Genomic DNA, 26229 nt, shown 5'->3' on the forward strand with positions numbered 1-26229 from the left:
GACTTCGATAAATCTATTGCACGTCTTGGCGCACAATATCGATGACCAGTACGTCATTGATTTCTTTGCCAATCGTTTTCTGTGCGATTTCAGTTAGCGCATTTCGCAAGTTGGTCATGGTGCCACTGTCCGTAAATGCGCCTTTGAACCCACCGGTATTTGCGTGATCAAAAAGGACTTGCAAAAAGGCGTCTCTAAGCTTTGGTTCGCGTGCATAAATTGCTTCGCGCGCTCCTGTTTTGGCTTCCAAGCTTAGGGATAGAACAACCATTGCTGTCACGCGCCCGTCGTCTAAGTCAGGGACGACAAACTGATTATTGAGTTTGACGTACTCATAGGCTGAATCAGTTTCTTCATCTTCCTCGTCGGCAGGATTTCCTTTCGCATGCGTGTCACCGGTTTCCATGTCGCCGCATGGATCGATGGACACAATTTCTGGATCGGGTCGAAGTGCCATACCACCACCAACACCGACGCCGAGCCCAACCAAGGCAAGCACAATGGGGAGTAATTTTTTGATCATTTTGACCTCTGCTAAAATGGAAGAACGATATCGGCGATTTGTTGACCATATCGAGGTTGCTGCATCTGCATGATCTGACCGCGTCCACCATATGAAATGCGCGCACTTGCGATTTTATCGTAGGTGATTTCATTTTGACGCGAGATGTCTTCTGGGCGCACATAGCCTTCGACCAACAGTTCACGGATTTCAAAGTTCACCCGTACTTCTTGAGAACCCTGGATGTGTAGAACCCCGTTTGGAAGCACATCTACGATGGTGGCTGCAACCATAAGTTCCAGCTTTTCATTGCGACTGATCGAGCCATTCCCCGAAGAGGACGATGTTCCCGATGTGCTAATCAATTCGTCCATGGACGCACCCTCGGGTAGACTTTCGTTAATCCGCTGGGGAATTCCGAGCAAAGACGGAATGCCTGCCGTTTCAGTGCCGGTTCTGCCACGTGACGATGTGTTAGAAAACTCAGCACTGTCATCAATTTCGATGACGACAGTCATGATGTCGCCGCGCTCAATAGCACGTCGGTCGCCCAGAAGAGATTGACGAGAGGCCGTCCACAACGACGCACCGTCCACTGGACTTTGTCTCTCAATGCGCTGAGGTAGTGAAGGGTTCAACATCGCAGAAGTTTCTGCTGAGATTTGTACTGGCGTGAAGTCTGGCAAACGGCCGACTTCTTCTAGACTGCTGCAACCAGTTACTAAAACTGCTAGCGGCAAAAAATGGATTAATCGCATATTACTGTTCCTAATTATGATCTTGGCAGTCCGCTGACATAGACAGACCCATCGGGGGCGACGATGCCAGACACTGTGGATTTTGATGTGAGGTTCATGACGCGCAGCATGTCACCGGGGCCTGCACGGGCCAAAGCGCGCGCATCAGCTGAAATGGACAGGGTTCCAACCGTATAAAACAGTTTAACAATTTGATTTCGTTCTATAATCGCGGCTGGACCGACGTCGCCGGCCATGATCGGTCGTCCTGAGTAAAGCACAACACGGGCTTCCAAACCGACAGCTTCGCTTAGTGAAATCAGCGCGCCAGGTACGTCGCCCTGTACAACATTCAAATCGCTTGGTGCCAAAAGTGTTTGAGCGCGAATGGTGCGAGCTGCAACGATTGTCTCCGCCAAAGCGGTCTGTGAAACGAGCGTTAAAATTGCGGATATGAGGGCTAAAGTCTTCATCGTATTTGCGTCGTTGCCGACATCATTTGGTCGGCGGCGGTAATGACTTTCGCGTTCAATTCGTACCCGCGCTGCGCCTCAATCAATTCTGTAACCTCGCGCACGGCGTCGACTGAACTGTCTTCAAGATAGCCTTGTCGCAGCGTTCCGGCCCCATCGACGCCTGGCTCACCGACCGTTGCTGGACCGGATGCCTCTGTTTCTAAGAACAGGTTTGATCCGACGGCTTCTAAACCTTTGGCGTTGGTAAAGTTTGCTAAAGTGAATTGCCCGAGAAGCTGCGCTTCGACCTGATCATTGAAGTACGCATAAACTTCGCCTGACGCGTTGATGGAAATCGAACGCGCATCGTCTGGGATAGTGATATCTGGCACAACACCATATCCATCTGAAGTGACAATGAGACCGTCTGCAGATCGCTTCAGAGCCCCATCACGTGTAAATGCGGACTGTCCCGAAGGGAGCGTCAGTTCCAGATAACCGTTACCTTCAATCGCGAGATCAAGATCGCCGCCAGTTGCGGACAATGAGCCTTGAGCAAGCTGAATGGTAACAGATGAGGGCCGCACCCCAAGGCCAAGCTGCACGCCTGTCGGAAGTACTGTGCCGTCAGATGAGTTGATGGTCCCTGGTCGGGTCATTTGTTGGTAGTGCAGATCGGCAAATTCGGCGCGGCGCGCGTTGTAGCCCGTGGTGTTCATGTTCGCTAGGTTTTGCGAAATTGTTTCCACACGCATTTGCTGGGCGCTCATACCGGTCGCTGCAATTTTTAGGGCACGCATAGTGTTTGCTCCTTATCGACCAAGGGTTGAGAGGACAGAGCGAATGCGCTCATCCTCTTTTTCGATGAAACTTTGGCTCATCTCATAGGCGTGTTGCACCTCAATCATTCGGGTGATTTCGGTGACCGCGTTGACGTTCGAGTTTTCGACATAGCCTTGCAAAATCACCGCCCCTTCAATGGGTTCGATGCCTGCATCGGTACTGAACCGTACACCGTTCGAGCGACCTAAGCTGGTGGGGTCGGTTGGCGTAAACAGGCCGATCTGCGCAATGGGTTGACCATCGGCTGACAAAGTCCCGTCGGATGCGGCAGACACATTTTTTGCATCTGGGGGTACGAAAATCGGTGCGCCACCATTGTCGAGCAAACGGTAGCCATCATGGGTCGTCAGTTCGCCCGCTTCGTTGGGGGTGAATGCGCCGTTGCGAGTGAGCGCTTCGCCCTCCGCCGTCTCAATGAGGAAAAATCCATCGCCCTCGATGGCGAAATCAAATGTGCCACCAGTTGGCGTCAGCGGACCTTGGCTTGTGTTCGTGTGGCGCACATTGCCTTCGGCCATAGAGAGAGATTCTTCATCCTGCCCAAGGCGCGCAATGTGTTCAGAAAAAATCAAACCCTCTTTGCGAAAACCCGTGGTAGAGGCATTGGCGATGTTGTTCGCAATTGCCGTCATCTCGCGTTTAAGCCCAGACATTCGGGTTATTGCGGTATAGCCTGTGCTGTCCATCATAGACCTCCAATCAAGGGGATGATCCGGTCAACAAAAAACGCGCTGAGCGTTTCGGTCATAAAGCCCATAGTCATCCAGAAGACGATAAGGATGGCGCCAAGTTTGGGCACGAAAGTGAGGGTCATTTCTTGGATACTTGTGAGTGCTTGCACCAAGCCAATGGTGACCCCCGCTAAGAGAGCAACGATAAGAATTGGTGTGGAAATGATCACCGAAATCCAAAGGGCTTGACGCAAAGTGTCGTAGAAAATGAGATCGTCCATCACTACACCGGCATCCGTAGAATTTCTTGATAGGCCTCGACAACTTTGTCGCGCACAGTCACAGCGGCTTCGACGGCTAGTTCAGTTTGCGCCAAGGCTTGAACCAACGACTGACTGTCTGCGCCCCCAGTCATCCCTGCTTGGGCGACAGATTCGCTTTGTTGCAACTCTTGAGCAAAACTGCCGAACGCTTGCGCGACTTTGCCACCTGCGCTTTGTCCGCTGACCTCAGGTTTGGGGGCTGTTGCGGGCCGCGTCGATGCGTAACCTATAGCTGCATTTGCTGATCGGATGTCCATTCTGGTCTCCTATTATCTGCGTAGAAGTTCGAGCAATGACGTCGACATTTGCCGCGCCTGATCAAACATTTTAAGATTGGCCTCGTAGCTGCGCTGCGCTTCGCGCGCGTCAGCCAATTCGACCATGATGTCGACATTTGAACTGTCGTAATATCCGTCTTCGCCTGCCATTGGATGACCTGGATCAAACACTTTCCTCACAGGCGTCTGGTCCAACTCCACGGGACCGGACTGTACAGCCCCTGTCTTTTGTCCCTGTTCTACAACCTGTTCAAAAGGCGCTGTTTTGCGTTGATATCCAGGCGTATCGGCATTGGCTATATTTTCAGAAACGTGACGCAAACGATCTGCTTGCGCTGCCATTGCTGAGGACGAAAGGGAAAGGATGTTGAAAAGGTCACTCATGCGCTATCTCCTATCTGCCAATTGAGGTTCTGAGGATGTTCATGGAACTTTTGTAAACTGACATCGCAAGATCGTGCTGGTGACGCACCTCGGTTGCTTTCATCATTTCAGCTTCTAAAGTCACCGAATTGCCATTGGGCGAACTGGGCCCCGGCGCATCCACGAATTTGATTGGTGTATTTTGTGCATCGTTGCCATGAAGATGGCCTGCGCGTGAGCTTTTCATCGACGTGCCTGTGGCTTCGTCGCTGTAGGTCTCTTCGAAAGACGCAATGTCTTTAGCGCGATACTCGGGTGTATCCGCGTTCGCGATATTCTTCGCGATGGTTTCTTGACGGGTGCTGGCATGTTTTGCCAAGCCACTCGCCATTTGGAAAATGTCCAATTTCTGGAACATCGGGGCTTCTCCCTCGATCTATGTCAACTAAGGCTTAACCCTGATTCCTTTAGAAAGGGTTGTCGAACGTGGAGAGAGATATGGCTGGCATTGGCTTTGACGTACTGAAAACCGAAATTTCGGCGGTGAAACCCGTTCAGCGGTTGGGGCGTGTCGTCGAAGTGGCGCGCGGTGTTCTTGTGGTAAGTGGACTCAGCAATGTGGCCGCATCAGGCGATCTCGTGGAAATCGGGCAAGGCGTCAACTCTCAGATTGGGGAAGTGCTTCAGCTAGATAAGCAAAGAATCACGGTGCTTCCGGACGGCGGTTCCGATGGTTTCTCGATTGGTGATCCCGTCGCACATATTGGTAACAATGAAATAGCGCCACATGACACTTGGGTCGGACGTGTCATTGATCCGTTTGGCAACGCACTCGACAAACAGCCTATTTTTCGTGGTCAAACGGCTCGGCCATTGCGAGGGTCTCCGGTAAGCCCAACGGAACGCCGCTCTTTAGGTCCACGTCTTGAGACGGGTTTGGCAGTTTTCAACACGCTTTTGCCGATTGTGCGCGGACAAAGGGTTGGTCTGTTTGCTGGCTCCGGTGTTGGAAAGTCCACACTTTTAGCCAAACTGGCCACAGGGCTTCGTGCCGATATCGTTGTCATCGCGATGATTGGTGAGCGCGGACGAGAGGTGCGCGAATTTGTTGAACGCGTGCTTGGGCCCGAAGGCATGAAACGCGCAGTCATCGTTGCCGCCACTTCAGATCAATCGCCGTTGGTGCGCCGCAGATGTGCTTGGACCGCTATGGCAGTCGCGGAACATTTTCGCGACAATGGCCGCCAAGTGCTTTTCCTAGCGGACTCCATCACTAGATTTGCCGAAGCTCATCGAGAGGTCGCTTTGGCGATGGGAGAAACGGGCAGCTTGCGCGGTTACCCTCCGTCTACGGCTCATCTGATCACGTCCCTATGCGAGCGAGCTGGCCCTGGCTCTGCTGATGTAGGTGACATCACGGCCGTTTTTTCGGTGCTTGTCGCTGGTTCAGATATGGAAGAGCCCATTGCAGACATCCTGCGCGGTGTTTTGGATGGACACGTCGTTCTGGATCGAAAAATCGCTGAGCGTGGACGATTTCCTTCAATTGATCTACTGCGATCTGTTTCGCGCGCTTTGCCGGGTGCGGCGAGTGAAGCGGAAAATGCCGTGCTCGCGAAGGCGCGAAAGCTCATGGGAACGTTTGATCGTTCTGAAATGATGATTCAAGCGGGCCTCTACGCGCATGGTTCTGATGCCAATATTGACGAGGCAATAGCATGCTGGCCAAAACTTGATGCGTTCTTGGCAGAACCAGAGTTGAAATCAATTGATGCTAGCTTTGAGCGCCTGCAAAAATGTGTTGAGTGAGATGCCCTGTCAAAGGTTTAACTGGAAAGCAATGTTAACGCGTTTTGAGCAGAAGACGTGCCAGCGCCTCCCGCAGCTATTTCGCTGCGCACCATGAACAACCGAACCAACTCATCACGTTTTTCTGGATCCGAAAATTGGGCTATTTCGGTTTCTCCAAAATACTGGTCAGTTTTTTCACGAAAGCTTTTCAGTTGCAGATCAAGATCGAGGGTGCCGATGGAGCTCGGCAACCCGAGTGCTGTCTCAAAAACAGTTCGCACGGCTTCATCTCCCAGCACAGCATACCATGCGCCATTGTCAGTGGTGTCTGAATCGACGATCTCCGATAGTTCGCGGTCGACATTAAGGGCCATTCGCATATCATTATCTTGTTCGCCGACTGCGACTTCAAACTGAGTGTCTTGATATTTCGAAATTATTTCGTCGGGAAAAAAACTTAAAGCTGTGTTAGGTGTATCGAAATCTCCAAAGCCAAAGGCTTTGGAGAGCTCTAAATAGGCCGTGTCTGATAGTTTGTTGGCGAGCGCATCATCGTCGATTGTTCCGTCGGTCAATACTTTTTGGATAAAGTATTTGTTGCCGATATCCTCGTCCAAGCCAAATGCCCCAAGAGCCACAGTTAAGAGGCGGTGATCGGACATGAGGTCTTCGGCGGAGGTCACCGATCCAATGTTTTCTCTGAAGTAATCAGTATCGCGTTGGATCGAGGCCGATTCGTTGAATGCGCTTTTCTGAGACTCCATCGTTCTGTTGAGAAACGCCCAGCCAGAGAAACCAGACAGCGGAATGATGGGTTGATAGGTCATTGGGCTCTCGAAGCTGCGAGCAATCGATCTTCACGCGGCAATAAACTTCTTAAAGCTTTGAGTGATTGATAAAACTGATTGTCTTGTACGGCTTCGGTTGCATCATTTAAAAGAGCTCGGCTATCATCGTCCGTTAAGACTTGGCTGAGTTGCTCAATGCCGCGCATCAGTTGTAGGCGCGCGTCATCAGGCTCTGCGTCACCAGACAAAACCAGTTGAGCAATGTAGCATACGCGGCGTACAGGTGTGTTGACATCTTCGGGGTGAATTGCGTCTCTAAGGCGCAAGATATTAGCGTTTGGCGTAACCACAGACAACCGCGAACGCCGGTCACCGTTTTCGATGACGGCACCATTGATCAAGACTCTCTCTTTTGGCCCAAGTTTTAAAACAAGTCCGCTCATTCCTGTCCTCCTTCGTGGCGAAGGCCACGCATTATGGATGTATTTATTTCGATGAGCGAAGCTTCGTCGGCCTTACCTTGTAAGATGTCTGAAGTGTGCTTTCGCGTAAACTCGGCGAGATAGAAAATTTGAGCGCGAAGTTCTTTTGGCAACTGATTGTTTGCTGATGCAACGTCTCCTGCAAGTATGTTCCAAAGCTTGCGATTGTCGTCGAGTGCTTTCACAAATTCAGGAAATGAGGTTTTCTTTTTTACAGCTGCCGCACGCAATTGATGCGTGATTTTTGCGAAGGCGGTGTACTCTGTGCTTCGAGCTGTGCGGATTGGCGCAGCAGGAGAGGTGTAGGCCGTTCGGGCCATATCGAAAGCGTTCACGTCGGATCCTTCCGGTGACAATGAAATCTATGACGCGGTTTTTACCGCGGAGGTCTCTGGGCGGTTTTCAAACGCCCAGAAAGATGCCCTTAACGGAAGAGCGATAAGATGGTTTGTGGAGCTTCATTGGCGATCGACAAGGACTGCACACCAAGCTGCTGCTGAACCTGAAGAGCTTGTAGGCGGGCTGATGTTTCTTCCATGTCGGCGTCGACCATTGAACCGATGCCATCTGTAAGGGAGTCGGTCAGATTGCTAATAAACGTTGACTGTGTTTCAATTCGACCCTGTGCTGAACCAAATGCCGCCGCTGCGTCGATGGATTGAGTTATCAATTCGTCGATTGCCGCGAGTGCGCCTGTCGCGCCTGCATCACTTGTCACATCAATCGTTTGTAATGCGCCAAGACCACCAGTTGCGGCTGAGGTACCAGGGGTGCCGTCCGTCTGAATGCGTTGACCAATATTGATCGCCGCACCAGAGTTGTTGGTAATCGTGATTTCGTTACCGTCCGTTCCACCCAGGGCTACAGTGTAGTCACCTGTGTCAGTTGCGGCCTCAAAAAAGCTGCTGATCTGATCATTTAGGTTTTGAGCAACATCTTGAATACTGTCATCTGCACCTGCAACGTATTGGAAGGTGCGATCACCGATTGCTGACCCGCCCCCAACGACATTGATCCCGATGTCTTGAAGCTCAATTTCATAGCTAACGCCTGCGGTCACCTGGCCAACGGTAATAGTTTCTGAAGCTGCGTCTGCAACAGCCGTCAAATCAGCCGCCACATAGTCTGCATCGTCTTCTACAGTTGGCCCCGTACCAGAAAGATAAACTTGCGCCGCGGCCGTACTTGCAGCATCTGTTGTACCAAAGACTGCTGCGTCAGCAGAGGTTGAAACAGATAAACTTTGGCGTTCCACGGAAATATGAGACGCGCTAACAGTTCCATCTGCAGAGCGGTCAAGTGATGATAAGACATTCATATCATCGGTTGATGACCCGTCAATTAGGTTGAGACCATTGAATTGTGCAGCGCCTACAACAGATGCGATTTGATCTGTTAACGCCGTAATATCAGTTTGAATTTTGGTGCGATCAACATTTTCTTCCTGAGCAGCAACGATTTTGCCCTTAATATCAGTGAGCAGATCCGTAATTGTCTCAGAGGCGCTGGCAGCAACTGCGAGTGTTGATTCGCCAAGTGAAAGGCTGTCAGAAATACTGTTAAAACCCTGCACGTCCGATTCCATCACTTTTGAGATGGCCCATACGGATGCGTTGTCTTTCGCAGATGACACAGTTTTGCCTGTGGAAATGACGTTTTGAGTGTCCGAGAGGTTAGAGTTGATAGATTTCAAAGTTTGAAGCGCAACCATTGCGCCGCTGTTGGTCAGAATACTGGACATAGTATATGTTCCTTTGGTCTAGTGGCGCATTTTACGCCGCATGATTTACGTGATCCGTCCCCACGGACGGTTTCAGGTTTGTCATTCTGACTAAATACGGATGAACCGTTTCCGGTTTGCCGTGCCACCCCCTCGGGATGCGCTCTGAACATAGCAGCCTAATGATTGAAAGTTTCCTAAGGCATTTGCCGAATCTGTCAAGAATTTGTGGCAAAAATCGGGCAAGGCATCATATTTTTCTTTTTATAGTTAATGACTTATGTCCAATGTCGGACATTGACCCAGATGGTCCGTAGGTTTGAAATGTAGTTCTAGGCGCACGCAACATGGACAGCCGCTTTCGTGCAGATTTGAAACCTTGAGCTGAGGCTGCCAATAGCTTTCGGTTTCTTTCTGTGAGCGATTTCAGAGCTTCAAGCTCGCTCGCTGTCGCAGAAGATTTTGCAACAGATTTCATCAAAGACATCTTAGATGCGCTGATCTGGGCTAGAGTGGCAAACTCTGCCTTTAGAATGGCGACACGTTCTTTTTCAAGAAGTTCTGTTAATGCCTGTACCGGCTTCATTGTACTAAAGAGACCCATCAGCACGCTCCTTTAGGGCTTCGAACAATTGTTCGGCCAATCCGATTCCGCCTGCCTCAACCATTTTATCGGCCTGCGCCTGAATCAGAAATGAGGCGAATTGATCTTCGCCTTCACCACCACCGAACGACTCTGGAGTTCTACCAAAACCTGCAGATTTCAACATTTCAGCTAGAAAAGACGCCTCAAGTTTTTCCGACGCATCACGCAGCTTGTCGTCACGCGTTGGTGCCTTTGGCAAGTCTGTCGATGCATTTATTGCATTCGTCGTGAGCTGCATGATGTAATCGCTCCAATTCATTTTTTTCAGAATAATCGTGAACTGGTAAAGAACCGGTAACTCTATCAGGACATAATTGGGCATCGGTGAAAGAATTTCCGGATGTTTAAAATGCAGTTTTCAAATCTACTACAACTCAATAGTGCTGTCGCTGGCGCGCAAGCTGACTCTGTTTTGACAGCTCAGTCAGATGAGATTGTCGCGGCGCCTACAGTTTCCGGCTTTCATGCCGTTATGGAAGAAGGAGACAACGCTAGCACTGAAACTGAAATTGCAGTTCCCGACCTTCATGTTCTTGGGCACCCTGTGTTTAGTTTCGTCGTGCCAGCAGCCGTTGAATCTATTTCTCAAGTCGGCGTCTTAGTATCCTCGCAGGAGTTTCAGATCGGTGGCGAGGCCATCAAATCGGTTTCTGACAATGTAGTTGATGCAAACATATCTATCGAAGAGGGCTTGCTTGCAGAGGCTTCAGCAGTAGATGTCGAAACCGTCCAGTTGCCTGACGTGATATCTGAACCCAAGCCTGTAACTGTTGTCATCGATACGTCTAAATTTGATGTTTTTTTGACTGAACCTGCGCGCCCTTTGACGCTTGAGCCTTCTGTTCTGCGGGGTGTTTCTCATGTCGATAAAAGCGTGGCGCTGAGTGCGAGCCTAGGTGCCGAAGCTATTTTAATGCAAACAGCAATGCAAACGTCGGAGTCACAGGCTTTCACAGATGGCGGTGCTGATTTCAGTGTCAAAGGTGGCCCAAATGAAACGCATCTCTTGGCTGCAGCACCTGCGAGGAACCGCCCCGATATAGATACAAGCCTCGGCAAGTTGATCGCCCCTGACGTGTTCACAGTGCAGAAATCCGAAAGTTTAACTTCTCCACAGACAGATAATTTAAACCAAGATGGTGTTGCGACGCTGCCGTCGCAGAAAAGTCTCGTGCAGGTTGAGTTGACCGGCTCCAGTCCATTATCTGCGCCGAGTGAGCATCGCGACGTTTCGGTGTTTGATGTGATGCTGGGCGATGTTCATTTGGCGGAGGCGGATAATACGTCGAGTCACCACAAGGTGCCGCAGTCTCAAGTTCAAAGTCCAGTTCCAGAAGCGGCGGCAGTTCTACCTTTTAACGAGCCGTTTCTGAAAGAACCTGATGCGATGATTGAGGCCGACTCTGTTGCGGCTCGGGTGAAAAAACAAGATGAAATTGCGACGGCTTCGCCTACGCCTTTAACGTCTACGCAGACAGCAGCGTCGCAGCCAACTTCTTTTGCTTCAAAGAGTGAAGTCTTCGGCGCGTCTCAGCGAGCGGTGGACGCTCCAATTGTCGAACATGGTGAGGCTGAAACGACAAGCTCAGATGGCGCAGCTGCAGAATCCCCCACTGGCACGGCTTTTCAATCTCCTTCTGCATCCTTCGCGATTGAGCGCCACGCCGCGTTTTATTCGGGCCTGACCGAGAACGCTGCAATCCAAGCCGTTGCTGACGGAGGATCACAGCTGCAAGATATTGAAATAAAGTCGTTCTATGGCGGCACTGATGGTGTATTGTCTCAGTTGGATCAATTGTCCCAGACTGACCCATTAACCCAAACCTCACGGGTTGAATTGCCAGCGCGACTCGCGGCACAAATTGCGGATGTTGCGCGACAGCTTCCAGATGGTCCGATCGAAATTAGTCTTTCACCAGAAGAGCTTGGAAAAGTGAAACTCACATTTCAGGTGTCTGAAAATGGCGCCATGAACGTTGTGGTGGCCGCTGAGCGCGCTGAAACGCTTGAACTTATGCGGCGTAATGTTGACAGCTTGTTGGCAGAGTTCTCAGATCTTGGGTACGAAGGCAGCAGCTTTCAATTCCAACAAGATGATCAGGGCGCGTCAGGGGATCAGTCGGATCAATCTGAGCCTAAAGATTCGAATGGGACATTTGGGTCCGCAGACCGTGTTCAAGCGTCTCATTCAGACACAAACCGATCATCGCCCGTGCGGCTCCATTTGGATGGGACCTCGGGCATGGATCTAAGATTGTAAGGAAAAGCGACATGGTCACTGCCACAACCGCGACTCAAATTGCAACAACAGCGACAGCTTCGACTGCAGCGACAGCCACCGTTGTTGAAGAAGAAGCAAATTCAGTCATTAGTTCAGATTTCGAAACATTTTTAACGATGCTCACCGTTCAGTTGCAGAACCAAGATCCGATGAACCCAATCGAATCATCAGATTATGCTGTTCAGCTCGCGACGTTTTCAGGTGTGGAGCAACAGGTTCAGACCAATGACCTTTTGAGATCCTTGGCCAGTCAAATGGGCGTCATGGGTATGGCGCAGATCTCGGGATGGGTTGGCATGGAGGCCCGAACAGACGCGCCTGTTCATTTTGATGGCGCGCCGATTACCTTGGCTCCGTCACCCGACGGGTCTGCGGATCAGGCCTTTTTGATTGTGCGTGACGCATCGGGCGGTGTGGTTCAAACGACCGAAGTGCCCACGACATCAGACTATGTGGAATGGGCGGGTGTCGATGACAACGGCGACCCATTCGCATCGGGCAACTATTCCTTTGAGCTAGAGAATTTCGCCTATGACGAGTATTTATCGACAACGACGGTCGAAGCCTATGGGCATATTTCTGAGGCACGAGCGGATGGCGCGAACACGGTTCTTGTGATGGAAAGCGGAGCAGAGGTGGACGCCGAAGATATTTCTGCGCTGCGCGAACCTGCTTAGACCACAATCAGTTGCATCGCGCCGCGCCACATCTGTAAACTCGCCCAATCAATATCCGACACATGGAGCAGGGCGTGCAGCGTATAGACACAGAGTTCACCGGACCAATACAGGCCGCCGCCGCCGCTCTGGGTCTGGGTGTGCCGCCAAAGTGGCACGCTTTGCATGGCGGGCGCTCCAATCATCTGTTTTGGGGCGACTTTCCTGACGGCAAACTGGTGCTGAAGTTCTTTGATGACGCAAGGTCCAATCCTTTGTTTCCCAATACAGTGCGCGATGAACAAAACGCTCTATTGGCCCTGACAGATACCGGACTGGCGCCTATTTTTCGTGGCTTAACAAAGACCGATTTTGGTGACTGTATTGTCTATGATTTTGTTGATGGAACGGTTCCACTGCAAACTTCGGCGCAAACCATGACAGCACTGGCTCGCTTACATTCTCATGGGGGCGCTCAAATTTTTCGACATATCCCAAGCGCGCCAAGCGATATTCGGGCGCAAGGCATGTCGTTTTTAGAACATGATCTGTCACCACGTGCAGTCCTATTGCGCGCAAATGTGCCCGAGGTGTCAAATGTACCCGCTGCTGTGTCTTGTTTTTTGCACGGTGATCCCACGCCTGCCAATTCTGTCATCACGTCACAGGGACTTAGCTTTGTGGATTGGCAATGCCCCGCTTTGGGCGATCCCATTCATGATCTGGCGATTGCCTTGTCGCCGGCAATGCATGTGGTTGATGGCGCTGATCCGTTGAGTGACGCGCAAACAGATACGCTGCTGGCAGCCTATGGGAATACCGAAGTGACGGATCGCTACCGCGTGCTCGCACCGCTCTATCATTGGCGCATGGCGTGTTATTGCCAGTGGAAGGCACGCAACGGTGAAGCTGCCTTTGCGGCTGCTGGTCTGGCCGAGTTTAGCTGAACAGTACCGCAACAAGAGCGCCAATTCCGGCAGCCACAGCCCCTCCAAATATAAGCAATGCCGCTTGGCGCAACGCGCTTTGAGGCTTCACAGGGTCGTGCTGTTTGGATTGTGCCATAAGAATAGATTCGGCGATTTGGGGCAGTTTGGGACCAAAGCGCGACAGTACGATTGCAGTGCGACCTAGATCGCGAGCCAAAGCTTTGGGGCCGATGTTTTCTTTGATATAGCTTTCAACAACGGGCTGGGACACTTCCCAAATATTGATCTTTGGATCGAGCGAGCGCGCGACGCCTTCGACCACAACCATCGTGCGTTGCAGCAAAATCAATTCGGTACGAGTGCCCATGCCAAACCGTTCGGTCACTTCCAGCAAGTAGGCCATCACGCGACCCATTGAAATTTGCGTGGCATCCATGCCAAAAATCGGTTCACCCACAGCACGCAGCGCACGGGCAAATTCATCAACATCTTGATCGGCAGGTACATAGCCCGCCTCGAAATGCACTTCGGCAATGCGTTGATAATCTTTACGGATAAAGCCGAAAATGATCTCGGCATAAACGCGGCGCGTGTAGGCATCTAGCACGCCCATGATGCCAAAATCGAGCGCTGCCACATCACCGTTGGGCATTATCTTCAGATTGCCTTGGTGCATATCGGCATGGAAAAATCCATCGCGCAAAGCGTGGCTGAGAAACATTTGCAACACGATCCGACCAAGTTCGGCACGGTTATGGCCTGCAGCAATGATCGCGGCCAAATCAGAGGCCGTGATGCCTTCGATCCATTCCAATGTCATCACGCTGCGCGAAGACAGGGTCCAATCGACCTTGGGCACATAAAAGCCCGCATCATCAATCGTATTGGCGTGAAATTCTGCGGCAGAAGAGCTTTCCAACCGCAGGTCTAATTCGCCGCGCACAACGCCGTCGAAATGCGCGATGACCTCGAGCGGCTTAAGGCGTCGTGATGAGGGCAGGAACTTTTGGACAAACCAAGCCGCCAGATAAAAGGCGTCGACGTCTTTGCGAAATGCACCTGCGATGTCAGGACGCAAAACTTTGACGGCGACAGCTTCGCCGGTGTCGCGTTTGATGGCTTTGTGAACTTGGGCAATACTGGCGGCGGCAACAGGTTCGGAAAACTCCGAAAAGATATCGTCGAGCTTGCAGCCCAGATCAGCCTCGATCATCGCGATGGCTTGATCTCGGGGAAAAGGCGGCAACTTGTCTTGCAAGACCTGCAACTGTTGCGACAATTCTTCGCCGACCACATCAGGGCGCGTTGATAGAATTTGACCGAATTTTATATAGGCAGGGCCCAGCGCAGTGATGGCGCGGGTGATCGGCGGGCGCGATGTGTCGCCTTTGATGCCCAGCCATTGAAAGGGCCAGACAAGTGTGCGCAACGCGATCCGCATTGGCCGTGGCGCGTTTGTCGCCTCAAACAAGGCGGTCAGCGCGCCGGTGCGTTCCAGCGTGGCGCCTGTGCGAATGAGGCGCCAAATATTATGCGGTCCGCGCATTAAATTTTCCAGCCTGTGTGAAGCGCTGCGATGCCAAGGCTGAGGTTGCGGTAACTTGCGTTGGCAAAGCCCGCATCGCGGATCATCTGCAAAAACGTCTCTTGGTTGGGGAACTGTCGGATGCTTTCAACAAGGTACTGATAGCTGTCCGCGTCATTGGCGATGAGTTTTCCCATCTTTGGAATGACGTTGAAGGAATACAGATCATAGGCCTTTTGCATCGCTGCGTTTGGCAGTTGCGAGAACTCCAACACCATCAAACGGCCCCCGGGTTTAAGAACACGGTAGGCCTCGGACAGGGCTTCGTTCACGCGGGTGACATTTCGGATGCCAAAGGAAATCGTGTAGACATCGAACTGATTGTCTTCAAAAGGCAAAGCCATCGCGTCGCCGGTGACCCAAGACAGGTTTTCGGCCATCTGTTCGGCTTCGGCGCGTTTGCGGCCTTCGATCAGCATCGATTCCGTCATGTCGAGCACAACAGAGGTCGCCCCCGGTGCGCGTTTTAGAAAGCGAAACGACACATCGCCGGTGCCACCAGCCACATCCAACAGATGTTGGTGGGCGCGCGGGGCAAGCCAATCCATCATCGCATCTTTCCAGATACGGTGGATCCCCATAGACATCACATCGTTCATCACATCGTATTTCGACGCCACATTGGTAAAGACCTCATGGACCATTCCGGCCTTTTGATCTTCAGCCACATCTTTAAAGCCAAAATGTGTGGTCTTGTCGCTGGTAGGTCCGCTTGTCCGTGTCATCTCTCTTGCACCTTTTGCAAAACTTATCCTTCTTATAGGCCACAAGTTGGGCGTGACAATCGTAAGCGCCAGCAAAGAGGGGTCAAAATGCCAGAATTACCTGAGGTCGAGACAGTACGACGCGGGCTTGAGCCCAGTATGACCGGTGCTGTGATCGCGCGCGCCGATGTGAACCGCCCTGATTTGCGTTGGCCTTTCCCTGATAAAATGGCGGACCGGTTGACGGGCGCGCGGGTTTTGCAGCTGCGCAGGCGGTCTAAATACATATTGGCCGACTTGGATACCGCTGAAACGCTGTTGATTCATCTTGGGATGTCTGGGCGCATGACTGTGTCGGGCGATCCTTTGGGGCAGTTCGTGCACGATCATCCCAGCCTGATCAAACATGACCACGTGGTGTTTCACATGGACAACGGTGCACGCGTGACTTTTAACGATCCACGTCGGTTTGGCGCGATGGACTTGTTTGAGACTGCCACGGCTGAGGCGCATCCGCTGTTGAACAAGATTGGTCCAGAACCTTTGGGCAATGATTTCAACGAGACGCATTTGTCCAAGGTGCTAAAGACCAAAAACACACCGATCAAAACCGCGCTGTTGGATCAAAGCCTTATTGCAGGTTTGGGCAACATTTATGTCTGCGAAGCGCTGTTTCGCGCTGGGATCGATCCGACGCAGAAGGCCAAAGACATTACAAACGCCAGAATTTCCGCCTTAGTGCCGATCATTCGCGAGATTTTGCTGGAGGCCATCGAGGCAGGGGGATCATCGCTCAAAGACTTTCGCCAAGCGGGTGGAGAGCTGGGATATTTCCAACATAGCTTTCGCGTTTATGGCCGTGAGGGCGAGCCCTGCGCGACGCGCGATTGTGCTTCTGCTATCCAAAGGATTGCTCAATCGGGCAGATCGACTTTCTTCTGCCCGTCTTGCCAAAGTTGATTTGAATACGCCGCCCAGCCTGATAGGTTATGGTCAACAGACTGATCTTTGGAGCGCCCATGGCCTATAAAACTCTTATCGTTGAGATGCAAAACTGTGTGAAGTTGATTCGATTGAACCGACCTGATGCGTTGAATGCTTTGAACATAGAACTGTTGGGCGAATTGACCGATGCGCTGGGCAAAGCGGATGCCGATCCTAAAGTGCGCGCTATTGTGATCACCGGCTCTGACAAAGCTTTTGCGGCTGGGGCCGACGTCAAAGAAATGTCAGAAAAATCCTTTGCCGACATGGCTGGCGCAGATTTTTTTGGTGCCGAGGCCAATGCCATTTCCGCAATTCGCAAACCGATTATCGCGGCCGTTTCAGGCTACGCGCTGGGCGGCGGTTGTGAGCTGGCGATGATGTGTGACTTTATCATTGCCGCAGATACAGCCAAATTTGGGCAGCCTGAGATTAATCTGGGCATCATGGCCGGCTTGGGGGGGACGCAACGTTTGACGCGGTTTGTTGGCAAGTCGAAAGCGATGGAAATGAATTTGACCGGTCGCTTTATGGATGCGGACGAGGCCGAGCGTTGCGGGCTGGTCTCGCGTGTTGTGCCTGCAAAAAATCTGGTCGAGGATGCAATGGCAACTGCCACAAAGATCGCAGAGAAAAGCTCGATTTCCGTTATGGCGGCCAAAGAGTCAGTCAACCGGTCCTATGAGACGACGTTGTCCGAAGGGTTGTTGTTTGAGCGCCGTTCGTTCCATGCTTTGTTTGCGACCGATGATCAAGCCGAGGGTATGGCTGCGTTCCTAGAAAAGCGCGCGCCCCACTTCCGCGGCAAATAGGGTATTTTAGGCTTTTCTTTTGGGCGATTCTACCTTAAAGGACGACCTTACATGCGCGTGGAGCCCGCTCAGGCTATGACTTTCCCGTCCGTCTTTGACGTGGGGCTTCCTTTGCGCAATCGTAATTTAATCAAGCCCTAGAGAGGGAAAGACACCATGGCAAATTCGCCCCAAGCTAAAAAACGCGCCCGTCAAATCGAGCGCCGCACACAAGTCAACAAAGCGCGCCGTTCGCGTATCCGCACATTTTTGCGCGCTGTTGAAGAAGCAATCGAATCCGGTGATTCCGCAGCTGCAAAAGCAGCTCTCCGCGCAGCTCAGCCAGAGCTGATGCGTGGCGTCACAAAAGGTATTGTGCACAAGAACACAGCGTCACGTAAAGTGTCCCGTCTTTCTGCACGCGTTAAAGCACTCGGCTAAACGCTAGACAGTATCTAGACACCTGAATGTATTGAAAGACGCGCCTTCGGGCGCGTTTTTTTGTTGTTTTCCCAAGAAAAACGCTCTTTTTGTGCGGCATTGCGGCGAATCTGCTGCATGCGCGGCGCTTACAAATCTGTGGATGGATTCGCAATCTCCAGTTTTCCGTCCAATCGGTTTCCTGATATTTGAGGCAATTGAGACACGTCTCACCTGAGCCAAAAGGACTTTTGAGATTCGGTTTTGGCAAAGACAGAGTCAAGCGCGAAGATCGGTTGCGCGACCAGAGCTTGGATTGCTAACTTGTAATTGCGATTCATGTCGTCTTGGGGGGACATTCACCAACCACATCGATTTGGAAAACATCTTTGGCAACGACCGAAAGATGTTTTCTTGGGGCTGTCCCGATCTGTGTAGAGGTGTTGTTTGGTCAAAAGGATAGGGGTATCCTTGGTCAAACTGTCCAGAAAGCTTACGCGCCTCGGCGTGGTGTAGATTTTTGGTATGTCCACTTGCGTTGAACAATATTGGCACGATCCAACCAGATAATCTTATGTCTGGGCTGGTTATCTACGCCATGTTGGTGTGCGCGATTTATACAGGCACTCTTTTTGAAAGGGTAAACCACAACAAACTGTGAGGGGTTTGGAATGGTTGGTTAGACGTCAGTCTGACCTCCGCGTGTAGATGTTGAAGACCTGAGGCGTTGTGTCTTGGGCGGTGCTTCGCATCGTTCAAGGGTCGGTTTTGCCGCCGAACCATAATGAAAAAGAACTATAATTGGGTCGAATACGAATATGAAAAATGATACGTGGGGACGTGTTAAACAGCAGTTGATCGAAACAGTAGGACGTAACAATTACGCCAACTGGATCGAACCTCTACAACTGCAAAAAGTCGACAATGGTGTCGCGCAATTTTCTGTCCCAACCAGCTTTATGGCGAATTGGGTTGCGCGCAATTTTTCCGATCAAATTTTGTCTCACCTCAAAGCGTCTGGTGTGCCTGCATCACGCGTTGAATTCAAAGTTGAAACCGTGCGTGCCGTTGACACATTGAGCACAGGTTCTGATCAATCGTCCGCGAAAGCGTCGGCAAGCCTGTCTGCTCAGGCCGCTCCTGTTGTTGAAGAAGCCGAGCTTCCGGGGGCGCCTCTTGATGCGCGCTTTACCTTTGATAACTTTGTTGTCGGCAAGCCGAACGAATTGGCCCATGCCGCGGCGCGTCGCGTCGCAGAGGGCGGTCCTGTGACCTTCAATCCGTTGTTTTTGTACGGCGGCGTTGGGCTTGGTAAAACCCACTTGATGCATGCGATTGCGCATGAAATCCAAGTGCGCGATCCGAAAACGCGTGTGCTGTATCTGTCTGCCGAACAATTCATGTACCGCTTTGTTCAAGCGCTGCGTGATCGCCAGATGATGGATTTCAAACAGCTCTTCCGCTCCGTCGACGTACTGATGGTCGATGACGTGCAATTCATCGCCGGCAAAGACAGCACCCAAGAAGAGTTTTTCCACACCTTCAACGCGCTGGTGGACCAAGGCAAACAGATCATCATCTCTGCGGATCGTGCACCTGGCGAAATCAAAGATCTTGAGGATCGTATCAAATCGCGCCTGCAATGCGGTCTTGTGGTCGATCTGCACCCAACCGATTACGAATTGCGTTTGGGTATTCTGCAGATCAAAGCCGAAAATTACCGCGCGCAGTATAAGGGTCTTGTGTTCGCTGACGGCGTTTTGGAATTCTTGGCGCACCGGATCACCACGAACGTGCGCGTGCTCGAAGGGGCCTTGATGCGTCTGTTTGCTTTCGCCTCGCTTGTCGGGCGTGAGATCACCATGGAACTGGCCCAAGAATGTCTCGCGGATATCCTCAAAGCCTCTGATCGCAAGGTCACGGTCGAGGAAATCCAGCGCCGTGTGGCTGAGCATTACTCTATTCGTCTGTCGGACTTGATCGGCCCGCGTCGTGTGCGCTCTATCGCGCGTCCGCGTCAGGTGGCGATGTATTTGTCCAAGCAACTGACATCGCGGTCTTTGCCTGAAATCGGCCGCCGCTTTGGCGGACGCGATCACACCACTGTCATGCATGGTGTGCGTCGTATCGAAGAGCTGCAAACCACAGACAGTCAGATGTTTGATGACGTCGAAATGCTGCGCCGCGCGCTTGAAGCCTAAGCATTTGGTTCAAAACCTGACTCTTACCTGCTGCACTGCCGCGAATTCACACGTGGCAGTGCCTTGAGCCCTTGACGCTCAGGTAAAGACGACGGCAAAGTCCGTGCAACAACATCTTGCACGTGATGGTGAATGATATATCGTCAACATCCGGCCAATAAATAAGACGAGGGTGGTATGAAAATTAGCATTGAACGCGGTGCGCTGTTAAAGGCCGTGGGCCAAGCGCAATCTGTAGTAGAGCGTCGGAACACCATTCCAATCCTAGCCAACGTGCTGATCGAAGCCGAGGGCAACACAGTGTCCTTTCGCGCGACAGACCTAGACATCGAAGTTATCGACAAATGTGCGGGCATGGTTGAGCGTGCGGGCGCGACCACTGTCTCTGCCGTGACGCTACACGAAATCGTTCGCAAATTGCCTGACGGCGCGATGGTTATGTTGGCTGACGATGGTGCATCTGGTCGCCTGACTGTTGAAGCGGGCCGGTCGAATTTTTCTTTGGCAACGTTGCCCAAAGAAGACTTCCCCGTCATGACCACATCCGAATATGAAAGCAATTTCGCGATCGCGGCCCCGGTGCTGCGCCGCTTGTTCGACAAATCCAAATTCGCGATCTCGACCGAGGAAACCCGTTACTACCTCAACGGTGTTTACATGCATGTATCGGATGGCGAGGACGGCAAAGTGCTGCGCTGTGTGGCTACAGATGGTCACCGTTTGGCGCGCATTGATGCGCCGCTGCCCCAGAACGCCTTGGAAATGCCTGGTGTGATTGTGCCGCGTAAAACCGTTGGTGAATTGCGCAAGCTGCTTGACGACGACGACATGACCATCGCTGTGTCCGTGTCAGAGACCAAAGTGCGTTTCGCGACCCCAGATATCACGCTGACGTCCAAAGTGATTGACGGCACATTCCCCGATTACACACGCGTTATTCCAGTGGGCAACACCCGCAAACTTGAAGTTGATGCGGCAGAATTTGCCAAGGCAGTGGACCGTGTGGCCACAGTGTCATCCGAGCGTTCACGCGCTGTGAAGCTGACCCTTGAAGATGACAAGTTGACCCTATCCGTCAACGCGCCCGACAGTGGTGCCGCCGAAGACGAATTGGCTGTGGCTTACAGTGACGAACGCCTTGAGATTGGCTTTAACGCCAAATATCTTTTGGAGATCGCCAGCCAAGTGGATCGCGAAAACGCGGTGTTCATGTTCAACTCATCAGGTGATCCGACCTTGATGCGCGAAGGCAATGACACCTCTGCCGTTTACGTTGTGATGCCGATGCGCGTTTGACGCAAATCGTTGGCTATCCACATCTTTAGCTTAGGAAATGAGACGGCATGTCTTTGTTCATCGAAGACATAACCCTGTCTCATTTCCGCTCTCATCGGGCCGTACGTCTTGAATTGGACGGGCGGCCTGTTGCGATTTGGGGTGCCAATGGCGCTGGCAAAACCAACATTCTTGAAGCCGTGTCTTTGCTGTCACCGGGCCGTGGTTTGCGCCGCGCTGCGATGGATGACATCGCGCGCAAGCCTGAAAGCCTGGGCTGGAAGGTCCGCGCTGAATTACAGTCTTTGCACCAAACCCATGACATCGAAACGTGGTCCGAAAACGGCGCGTCGCGTACGGTCAAGATTGACGGAAAATCCGCAGCACAGATCGCACTGGGGCGTATCGCCCGCGTGGTCTGGCTGATCCCCGCGATGGACCGGCTGTGGATCGAAGCACCTGAAGGCCGCCGTCGTTTTTTGGATCGGATGGTGATGTCGTTTGAGCCGCGCCACGCTGATGCAGTTTTGACTTATGAAAAAGCCATGCGCGAACGCAATCGCCTGCTCAAAGACATGGTGCGCGATGCCCATTGGTACGCCGCACTTGAGGCGCAGATGGCTGCATCCGGCGCGTCAATTATGCAAAATCGTCTGATGGTTTTGGAACGCCTGAAAGACGCCCAAGACGGTGCGCAAACGGCCTTTCCTGTGGCCAGTCTGACGTTGAAGGCCTCGGACCAGTTTGGCCTGCCGGATACCGAGGCTGATCTGCTGGCCGCTTTCAAAGATAATCGGCCGCGCGATTTGTCGGCTGGGCGCACGTTGATTGGCCCGCACCGCGCTGATTTGGCGGCTGTCTATGCCGCCAAGAATGTCTCTGCGGATCAATGCTCAACGGGTGAACAAAAAGCCCTGCTGATTTCGCTTATCCTCGCCAATGGGCGCGCACTCGCGCAGGATTTCGGTGCGGCGCCTATATTTCTTCTCGACGAGGTTGCAGCCCATCTAGATGCGGGCAGACGTGCGGCGCTTTATGACGAGATCTGTGCATTGGGGGCGCAAGCTTTTATGACCGGTACAGGGCCTGAGCTGTTTGCAGAACTTGGGTCGCGCGCAGCGGCCTTTGAGGTTTTTGAAGAGGCCGGCGTGTCATCGGTGAAGGACGTTTTGTGAGTATCACCCCTGTTGAATTGCTACTTTATGCAGGCGCATTGCTTGTCTTGTTCTTGACCCCCGGTCCTGTGTGGGTGGCTATGCTGGCCCGCGCGATGTCCGGCGGCTTTGCTTCGGCTTGGCCGCTGGCCCTTGGGGTGGTGATCGGCGATGTGCTGTGGCCGTTGTTGGCCATTTTGGGCGTCACATGGATCATTTCTGAATTTGCCTATTTCTTGGTGGCAATGAAATGGATCGCGGTGGCGATGTTTCTGTTTATGGGCACGATGTTGATCCGCCATGCGGGCCAATCGATCAGCGCCAACAGTCGCTTAACCCGACCCGGAAAATGGGCGGGGTTCCTTGCGGGACTGGTGGTGATTTTAGGCAATCCAAAGGCGATTTTGTTTTACATGGGACTGTTGCCGGGGTTTTTTGATCTATCCACATTGACCGTTTGGGATGTCTTTGCGATCTGTTCCATCTCTGCGCTTGTCCCCTTGATCGGTAACCTGATTATGGCGGCTTCTGTCGGCAAACTGCGCGGGCTTTTGTCGTCCCCGACTGCGCTAAAACGCATGAATGTGACGGCAGGCGTGTTGATGATCATCGTGGCATTTGTGATCCCATTTACTTAAGCACGGACTCCTTCGCGAAAGTTGTGATATTTGTGCCATTTACGTGACAACCCCAGCGGTTTGGCGTATAAAAAGGCTAAGTAAAAACAAGGAAGTCCGCATGTCCGATACACCTGAGCAGTCCGAAGAATATGGCGCTAGTTCCATCAAGGTTCTCAAAGGGTTAGACGCTGTTCGCAAACGCCCTGGTATGTATATCGGAGATACCGATGATGGCTCTGGCTTGCACCACATGGTGTATGAGGTTGTGGACAACGGCATCGACGAAGCTTTGGCGGGTCATGCTGATTACGTGAACGTTAAAATCCACGCGGATTCATCCATCTCTGTGCGTGATAACGGTCGTGGTATTCCGACGGATTTACATGAAGAAGAGGGCGTGTCAGCGGCCGAGGTGATCATGACCCAGCTGCACGCTGGTGGTAAGTTCGACAGCAACTCCTACAAGGTCTCCGGCGGTCTGCACGGCGTGGGTGTGTCTGTTGTCAATGCGCTGTCCGATTGGTTGGAATTGAAAGTCTGGCGTCAAGGCAAAGTGCATAAAGCCCGCTTTGAACGTGGTGAGACCGTTGAGCACCTCGAAGAAGTCGGAGATTCCCACGGCGAGACTGGCACCGAAGTACGCTTCTTGGCCTCTACGACCACGTTTTCGAACCTTGACTACATCTTTACGACCTTGGAAAAACGTCTGCGCGAATTGGCGTTCTTGAATTCTGGTGTGCGCATCATTTTGGAAGACGAACGCCCCGCAGAGCACCTCAAAACCGAGCTGTTCTATGAAGGTGGCGTCAAAGAGTTCGTCAAGTATTTGGACCGCTCTAAAACCTCGATGATGCCTGAGCCTATTTTTGTTCAGGGCGAAAAAGATGGTGTCGGTGTCGAAGTGGCGATGTGGTGGAACGACAGTTACCACGAGAATGTTTTGCCCTTCACCAACAACATTCCGCAACGCGATGGCGGGTCGCACCTTGCCGGTTTCCGTGGGGCGCTGACCCGCACCATGACGCGTTATGCGGCCGACAGTGGCATCGCGAAGAAAGAGAAAATCACCTTCACCGGTGATGATGCCCGTGAGGGTTTGACCTGCGTCTTGTCCGTCAAAGTGCCGGATCCCAAGTTCTCGTCTCAGACCAAAGACAAGCTGGTGTCATCCGAAGTGAGACCTGCTGTTGAAAACTTGGTGGGCGAAAAGCTGACCGAATGGTTCGATGAAAACCCGCAGATGGCCAAGATGATCATCGGCAAAATCTGCGAAGCGGCGATGGCGCGCGAAGCGGCCCGCAAGGCCCGCGAATTGACCCGCCGCAAGTCGGCTTTGGACGTCAATTTCCTTGCTGGTAAGCTCAAAGATTGCTCTGAAAAAGACCCGTCTCAAACCGAAGTCTTCCTCGTGGAGGGTGACTCAGCGGGGGGCTCGGCTCAAATGGGTCGTGACCGTCGCACACAAGCGATTTTGCCGCTGCGTGGTAAGATTTTAAACGTCGAACGCGCGCGTTTTGATCGCATGCTTGGGTCGCAAGAAATCGGCAACCTTGTGATGGCGCTTGGCACAGGCATTGGCCGTGACGAGTTCAATTTGGACAAATTGCGCTACCACAAGATCGTTATCATGACCGATGCGGACGTTGACGGCGCGCACATTCGGACGCTGCTTTTGACCTTCTTCTTCCGTCAAATGCCGTCTTTGATCGAGGCCGGACACCTTTATATCGCGCAGCCGCCTTTGTACAAAGTGGCCCGCGGCAAGTCTGAGGTTTACCTCAAAGACCAAGCGGCGATGGACGAATATTTGATCCAGCAAGGCACCGATGGCGCGGTGTTGCGATTGCAAACGGGCGAAGAAATCGCCGGTGCGGATTTGGCACGCGTTGTCGAAGGTGCGCGGACGTTCAAACGGATTTTGGATGCTTTTCCAACACATTACCCGCGCCACATCATTGAACAAGCAGCCTTGGCTGGCGCGTTTGAGCCTGGCCGTGTGGATGGAGATTTGCAAGGCACAGCCGATTTGATCGCCAAGCGTCTTGATATGATCGCGCCAGAATTTGAGCAGGGCTGGAAAGGCCGTCCGACCCAAGATGTTGGCATCCGTTTGACCCGTGTTTTGCGCGGTGTCGAAGAGGTGCGCACCCTTGATGGTGCTATCTTGCGTGGCGGGGAAGCGCGTCGCATCAACCAAGAAGTGCAGGCGACAAACGGCATCTATGATGACCCGTCGCAATTGATGCGCAAAGAGCGGTACAGCTTGATCCATGGTCCGATTGATTTGCTTAAGGCGATCTTAGAAGAGGGCGAAAAGGGTCTGTCACTGCAGCGCTACAAAGGCTTGGGCGAGATGAACGCCGATCAGCTGTGGGAAACCACGCTGGACCCAGAAGCGCGCACATTGTTGCAGGTGAAGATTGAAGATTTCGCCGAAGCGGATGATATCTTTACCAAACTGATGGGCGATGTCGTTGAGCCGCGTCGCGAGTTCATTCAAGACAATGCGTTGAACGTTGAAAACCTAGACGCCTAGACGCCGTCTTTGCGGCGGCATGAACCGCTTACTTTTTCAAAAGGGCGCCTTATCCGCGCCCTTTTTTGATTTTGATACACCTGCTGCACATCACGCATAAGTAAGTCGAGTGCAACGAGATGCGTGACCTCCAATCTGGATCGTTTCATATTCAGGGCACATGCTCTCACTTAAAGCGCTTACTTCTGCGGCAGGCCAAAGGTTAAAATATAGACATATGTGGGTATTTTAGATTAAAAAATAATACAATTCGATCTGAATTGAACAAATTGATTAAAAAATGCACACTACACAATCGAAGTATCCAAGTTTGTCATAGGTCTTTAACCAATTATCTTTTTAAAGTCTAAAGAACGAGGTTTGGAGTGAAATTTTTAATTCAGTTACGGCAAGCGAAGCCGTTGCCAGGGTTTTATGTTTTTAAGCAAGCATCCGCCGGTTTTGTAGAAGTGCTGTGATATTTTTGGAAATTATGTCAGGCAATGGATATTCGC

General features: G+C 52.0%; 29 protein-coding genes. 12 read left to right on the forward strand and 17 right to left on the reverse strand.

Annotated features, from left to right (window positions below):
• Window positions 1-13: 13 nt before the first annotated feature.
• From WNY38_RS10005 to WNY38_RS10045, 9 genes are read right to left on the reverse strand one after another with little or no spacing between them, the layout of a single operon-like run.
• Window positions 14-523, reverse strand: coding sequence for a flagellar basal body-associated FliL family protein (locus WNY38_RS10005; protein ID WP_342857195.1), 510 nt, complete (start codon window positions 521-523; stop codon window positions 14-16).
• 11 nt (window positions 524-534) lie between these two features.
• Complete coding sequence (gene flgH / locus WNY38_RS10010; RefSeq protein WP_342857196.1) at window positions 535-1260, reverse strand: flagellar basal body L-ring protein FlgH; 726 nt, start codon at window positions 1258-1260, stop codon at window positions 535-537.
• A gap of 14 nt (window positions 1261-1274) precedes the next feature.
• On the reverse strand, window positions 1275-1712 hold the full coding sequence (flgA, locus tag WNY38_RS10015; protein WP_342857197.1) for a flagellar basal body P-ring formation chaperone FlgA: 438 nt from the start codon (window positions 1710-1712) through the stop codon (window positions 1275-1277).
• Complete coding sequence (flgG, locus tag WNY38_RS10020; RefSeq protein ID WP_342857198.1) at window positions 1709-2494, reverse strand: flagellar basal-body rod protein FlgG; 786 nt, start codon at window positions 2492-2494, stop codon at window positions 1709-1711. The genes flgA and flgG overlap by 4 nt, the downstream gene beginning before the upstream one ends.
• A 12-nt stretch (window positions 2495-2506) precedes the next feature.
• Window positions 2507-3223, reverse strand: a complete 717-nt coding sequence (locus tag WNY38_RS10025) for a flagellar hook-basal body complex protein (RefSeq protein WP_342857229.1) — start codon at window positions 3221-3223, stop codon at window positions 2507-2509.
• Entirely contained in the window at window positions 3223-3492 is a 270-nt protein-coding gene (locus WNY38_RS10030) for a flagellar biosynthetic protein FliQ (RefSeq protein WP_342857199.1), read from the reverse strand. Before WNY38_RS10030 ends, WNY38_RS10025 begins: the two co-directional genes overlap by 1 nt.
• The gene (fliE, locus tag WNY38_RS10035; RefSeq protein WP_342857200.1) at window positions 3492-3788 is read right to left on the reverse strand and encodes a flagellar hook-basal body complex protein FliE; all 297 of its coding nucleotides are present in this window, start codon (window positions 3786-3788) and stop codon (window positions 3492-3494) included. Before fliE ends, WNY38_RS10030 begins: the two co-directional genes overlap by 1 nt.
• Before the next feature lie 12 nt (window positions 3789-3800).
• Entirely contained in the window at window positions 3801-4193 is a 393-nt protein-coding gene (gene flgC, locus WNY38_RS10040) for a flagellar basal body rod protein FlgC (protein WP_342857201.1), read from the reverse strand.
• A gap of 10 nt (window positions 4194-4203) precedes the next feature.
• Window positions 4204-4590, reverse strand: a complete 387-nt coding sequence (locus WNY38_RS10045; protein WP_342857202.1) for a FlgB family protein — start codon at window positions 4588-4590, stop codon at window positions 4204-4206.
• An 80-nt stretch (window positions 4591-4670) separates the two neighbouring features.
• Here WNY38_RS10045 and WNY38_RS10050 point away from each other — a divergent pair, with 80 nt between their 5' ends.
• A complete protein-coding gene (locus WNY38_RS10050; RefSeq protein ID WP_342857203.1) occupies window positions 4671-5981 on the forward strand; it encodes a FliI/YscN family ATPase in 1311 nt (436 codons plus the stop codon).
• Between the two features lie 17 nt (window positions 5982-5998).
• On the opposite strand, the gene WNY38_RS10055 is transcribed toward WNY38_RS10050, so the two are convergent.
• The 6 genes from WNY38_RS10055 to WNY38_RS10080 all read right to left on the reverse strand — a co-directional run bounded on the left by WNY38_RS10055 (window position 5999) and on the right by WNY38_RS10080 (window position 9837).
• Window positions 5999-6790 carry a DUF1217 domain-containing protein gene (locus WNY38_RS10055; protein WP_342857204.1) on the reverse strand — a complete coding sequence of 264 codons (792 nt, stop codon included), beginning with the start codon at window positions 6788-6790 and terminating at the stop codon, window positions 5999-6001.
• Window positions 6787-7194 (reverse strand): flagellar biosynthesis repressor FlbT, encoded by a 408-nt coding sequence (gene flbT / locus WNY38_RS10060; protein WP_342857205.1) that lies wholly within the window; start codon window positions 7192-7194, stop codon window positions 6787-6789. Before flbT ends, WNY38_RS10055 begins: the two co-directional genes overlap by 4 nt.
• Entirely contained in the window at window positions 7191-7568 is a 378-nt protein-coding gene (flaF, locus tag WNY38_RS10065) for a flagellar biosynthesis regulator FlaF (RefSeq protein WP_342857206.1), read from the reverse strand. The genes flbT and flaF overlap by 4 nt, the downstream gene beginning before the upstream one ends.
• 89 nt (window positions 7569-7657) lie before the next feature.
• A complete protein-coding gene (locus WNY38_RS10070) occupies window positions 7658-8974 on the reverse strand; it encodes a flagellin (RefSeq protein WP_342857207.1) in 1317 nt (438 codons plus the stop codon).
• Window positions 8975-9203: 229 nt separating this feature from the next.
• On the reverse strand, window positions 9204-9557 hold the full coding sequence (locus WNY38_RS10075) for a hypothetical protein (RefSeq protein ID WP_342857208.1): 354 nt from the start codon (window positions 9555-9557) through the stop codon (window positions 9204-9206).
• Complete coding sequence (locus WNY38_RS10080) at window positions 9544-9837, reverse strand: rod-binding protein (protein WP_342857209.1); 294 nt, start codon at window positions 9835-9837, stop codon at window positions 9544-9546. The genes WNY38_RS10075 and WNY38_RS10080 overlap by 14 nt, the downstream gene beginning before the upstream one ends.
• Before the next feature lie 111 nt (window positions 9838-9948).
• On the opposite strand from WNY38_RS10080, the gene WNY38_RS10085 reads away from it, so the two are divergent.
• From WNY38_RS10085 to WNY38_RS10095, 3 genes are all read left to right on the forward strand, one after another.
• Complete coding sequence (locus WNY38_RS10085) at window positions 9949-11859, forward strand: flagellar hook-length control protein FliK (protein WP_342857210.1); 1911 nt, start codon at window positions 9949-9951, stop codon at window positions 11857-11859.
• An 11-nt stretch (window positions 11860-11870) separates the two neighbouring features.
• Window positions 11871-12557, forward strand: coding sequence for a flagellar hook capping FlgD N-terminal domain-containing protein (locus tag WNY38_RS10090; protein WP_342857211.1), 687 nt, complete (start codon window positions 11871-11873; stop codon window positions 12555-12557).
• Between the two features lie 74 nt (window positions 12558-12631).
• Window positions 12632-13483 (forward strand): aminoglycoside phosphotransferase family protein, encoded by an 852-nt coding sequence (locus tag WNY38_RS10095; RefSeq protein ID WP_342857212.1) that lies wholly within the window; start codon window positions 12632-12634, stop codon window positions 13481-13483.
• On the opposite strand, the gene ubiB is transcribed toward WNY38_RS10095, so the two are convergent.
• Complete coding sequence (gene ubiB, locus WNY38_RS10100; protein WP_342857213.1) at window positions 13476-15011, reverse strand: 2-polyprenylphenol 6-hydroxylase; 1536 nt, start codon at window positions 15009-15011, stop codon at window positions 13476-13478. The two genes, WNY38_RS10095 and ubiB, sit on opposite strands and share 8 nt — an antisense overlap.
• Window positions 15011-15775, reverse strand: a complete 765-nt coding sequence (ubiE, locus tag WNY38_RS10105) for a bifunctional demethylmenaquinone methyltransferase/2-methoxy-6-polyprenyl-1,4-benzoquinol methylase UbiE (RefSeq protein WP_342857214.1) — start codon at window positions 15773-15775, stop codon at window positions 15011-15013. The genes ubiB and ubiE overlap by 1 nt, the downstream gene beginning before the upstream one ends.
• Window positions 15776-15862: 87 nt before the next feature.
• On the opposite strand from ubiE, the gene mutM reads away from it, so the two are divergent.
• The 8 genes from mutM to gyrB all read left to right on the forward strand — a co-directional run bounded on the left by mutM (window position 15863) and on the right by gyrB (window position 25735).
• A complete protein-coding gene (mutM, locus tag WNY38_RS10110) occupies window positions 15863-16714 on the forward strand; it encodes a bifunctional DNA-formamidopyrimidine glycosylase/DNA-(apurinic or apyrimidinic site) lyase (RefSeq protein ID WP_342857215.1) in 852 nt (283 codons plus the stop codon).
• A gap of 59 nt (window positions 16715-16773) precedes the next feature.
• Window positions 16774-17550, forward strand: coding sequence for an enoyl-CoA hydratase (locus WNY38_RS10115; RefSeq protein WP_342857216.1), 777 nt, complete (start codon window positions 16774-16776; stop codon window positions 17548-17550).
• A 156-nt stretch (window positions 17551-17706) separates the two neighbouring features.
• On the forward strand, window positions 17707-17970 hold the full coding sequence (gene rpsT, locus WNY38_RS10120) for a 30S ribosomal protein S20 (RefSeq protein ID WP_342857217.1): 264 nt from the start codon (window positions 17707-17709) through the stop codon (window positions 17968-17970).
• 797 nt (window positions 17971-18767) lie between these two features.
• Window positions 18768-20150 carry a chromosomal replication initiator protein DnaA gene (gene dnaA, locus WNY38_RS10125; protein WP_342857218.1) on the forward strand — a complete coding sequence of 461 codons (1383 nt, stop codon included), beginning with the start codon at window positions 18768-18770 and terminating at the stop codon, window positions 20148-20150.
• Window positions 20151-20327: 177 nt separating this feature from the next.
• A complete protein-coding gene (gene dnaN, locus WNY38_RS10130) occupies window positions 20328-21446 on the forward strand; it encodes a DNA polymerase III subunit beta (RefSeq protein ID WP_342857219.1) in 1119 nt (372 codons plus the stop codon).
• 47 nt (window positions 21447-21493) lie between these two features.
• A complete protein-coding gene (gene recF, locus WNY38_RS10135; RefSeq protein WP_342857220.1) occupies window positions 21494-22600 on the forward strand; it encodes a DNA replication/repair protein RecF in 1107 nt (368 codons plus the stop codon).
• Window positions 22597-23217 (forward strand): LysE family translocator, encoded by a 621-nt coding sequence (locus WNY38_RS10140; protein WP_342857221.1) that lies wholly within the window; start codon window positions 22597-22599, stop codon window positions 23215-23217. Before recF ends, WNY38_RS10140 begins: the two co-directional genes overlap by 4 nt.
• Window positions 23218-23317: 100 nt before the next feature.
• Window positions 23318-25735 carry a DNA topoisomerase (ATP-hydrolyzing) subunit B gene (gene gyrB, locus WNY38_RS10145; RefSeq protein ID WP_342857222.1) on the forward strand — a complete coding sequence of 806 codons (2418 nt, stop codon included), beginning with the start codon at window positions 23318-23320 and terminating at the stop codon, window positions 25733-25735.
• Window positions 25736-26229: the final 494 nt, after the last annotated feature.

It is taken from the genome of Pacificibacter sp. AS14, assembly GCF_038899935.1.
GTDB lineage: Bacteria > Pseudomonadota > Alphaproteobacteria > Rhodobacterales > Rhodobacteraceae > Celeribacter.

Coding starts and splice junctions, on each gene's coding strand:
- rpsT (WP_342857217.1), top strand. CDS start 17,707: ATGGCAAATTCGCCCCAAGCTAAAAAACGCGCCCGTCAAATCGAGCGC.
- WNY38_RS10005 (WP_342857195.1), bottom strand. CDS start 523: ATGATCAAAAAATTACTCCCCATTGTGCTTGCCTTGGTTGGGCTCGGC.
- flgA (WP_342857197.1), bottom strand. CDS start 1,712: ATGAAGACTTTAGCCCTCATATCCGCAATTTTAACGCTCGTTTCACAG.
- mutM (WP_342857215.1), top strand. CDS start 15,863: ATGCCAGAATTACCTGAGGTCGAGACAGTACGACGCGGGCTTGAGCCC.
- WNY38_RS10050 (WP_342857203.1), top strand. CDS start 4,671: ATGGCTGGCATTGGCTTTGACGTACTGAAAACCGAAATTTCGGCGGTG.
- WNY38_RS10080 (WP_342857209.1), bottom strand. CDS start 9,837: ATGCAGCTCACGACGAATGCAATAAATGCATCGACAGACTTGCCAAAG.
- flgG (WP_342857198.1), bottom strand. CDS start 2,494: ATGCGTGCCCTAAAAATTGCAGCGACCGGTATGAGCGCCCAGCAAATG.
- flgH (WP_342857196.1), bottom strand. CDS start 1,260: ATGCGATTAATCCATTTTTTGCCGCTAGCAGTTTTAGTAACTGGTTGC.
- WNY38_RS10055 (WP_342857204.1), bottom strand. CDS start 6,790: ATGACCTATCAACCCATCATTCCGCTGTCTGGTTTCTCTGGCTGGGCG.
- WNY38_RS10115 (WP_342857216.1), top strand. CDS start 16,774: ATGGCCTATAAAACTCTTATCGTTGAGATGCAAAACTGTGTGAAGTTG.
- WNY38_RS10075 (WP_342857208.1), bottom strand. CDS start 9,557: ATGGGTCTCTTTAGTACAATGAAGCCGGTACAGGCATTAACAGAACTT.
- WNY38_RS10070 (WP_342857207.1), bottom strand. CDS start 8,974: ATGTCCAGTATTCTGACCAACAGCGGCGCAATGGTTGCGCTTCAAACT.
- gyrB (WP_342857222.1), top strand. CDS start 23,318: ATGTCCGATACACCTGAGCAGTCCGAAGAATATGGCGCTAGTTCCATC.
- WNY38_RS10085 (WP_342857210.1), top strand. CDS start 9,949: ATGCAGTTTTCAAATCTACTACAACTCAATAGTGCTGTCGCTGGCGCG.
- fliE (WP_342857200.1), bottom strand. CDS start 3,788: ATGGACATCCGATCAGCAAATGCAGCTATAGGTTACGCATCGACGCGG.
- dnaN (WP_342857219.1), top strand. CDS start 20,328: ATGAAAATTAGCATTGAACGCGGTGCGCTGTTAAAGGCCGTGGGCCAA.
- recF (WP_342857220.1), top strand. CDS start 21,494: ATGTCTTTGTTCATCGAAGACATAACCCTGTCTCATTTCCGCTCTCAT.
- flgC (WP_342857201.1), bottom strand. CDS start 4,193: ATGAGTGACCTTTTCAACATCCTTTCCCTTTCGTCCTCAGCAATGGCA.
- WNY38_RS10090 (WP_342857211.1), top strand. CDS start 11,871: ATGGTCACTGCCACAACCGCGACTCAAATTGCAACAACAGCGACAGCT.
- dnaA (WP_342857218.1), top strand. CDS start 18,768: ATGAAAAATGATACGTGGGGACGTGTTAAACAGCAGTTGATCGAAACA.
- WNY38_RS10025 (WP_342857229.1), bottom strand. CDS start 3,223: ATGGACAGCACAGGCTATACCGCAATAACCCGAATGTCTGGGCTTAAA.
- ubiB (WP_342857213.1), bottom strand. CDS start 15,011: ATGCGCGGACCGCATAATATTTGGCGCCTCATTCGCACAGGCGCCACG.
- WNY38_RS10045 (WP_342857202.1), bottom strand. CDS start 4,590: ATGTTCCAGAAATTGGACATTTTCCAAATGGCGAGTGGCTTGGCAAAA.
- flbT (WP_342857205.1), bottom strand. CDS start 7,194: ATGAGCGGACTTGTTTTAAAACTTGGGCCAAAAGAGAGAGTCTTGATC.
- ubiE (WP_342857214.1), bottom strand. CDS start 15,775: ATGACACGGACAAGCGGACCTACCAGCGACAAGACCACACATTTTGGC.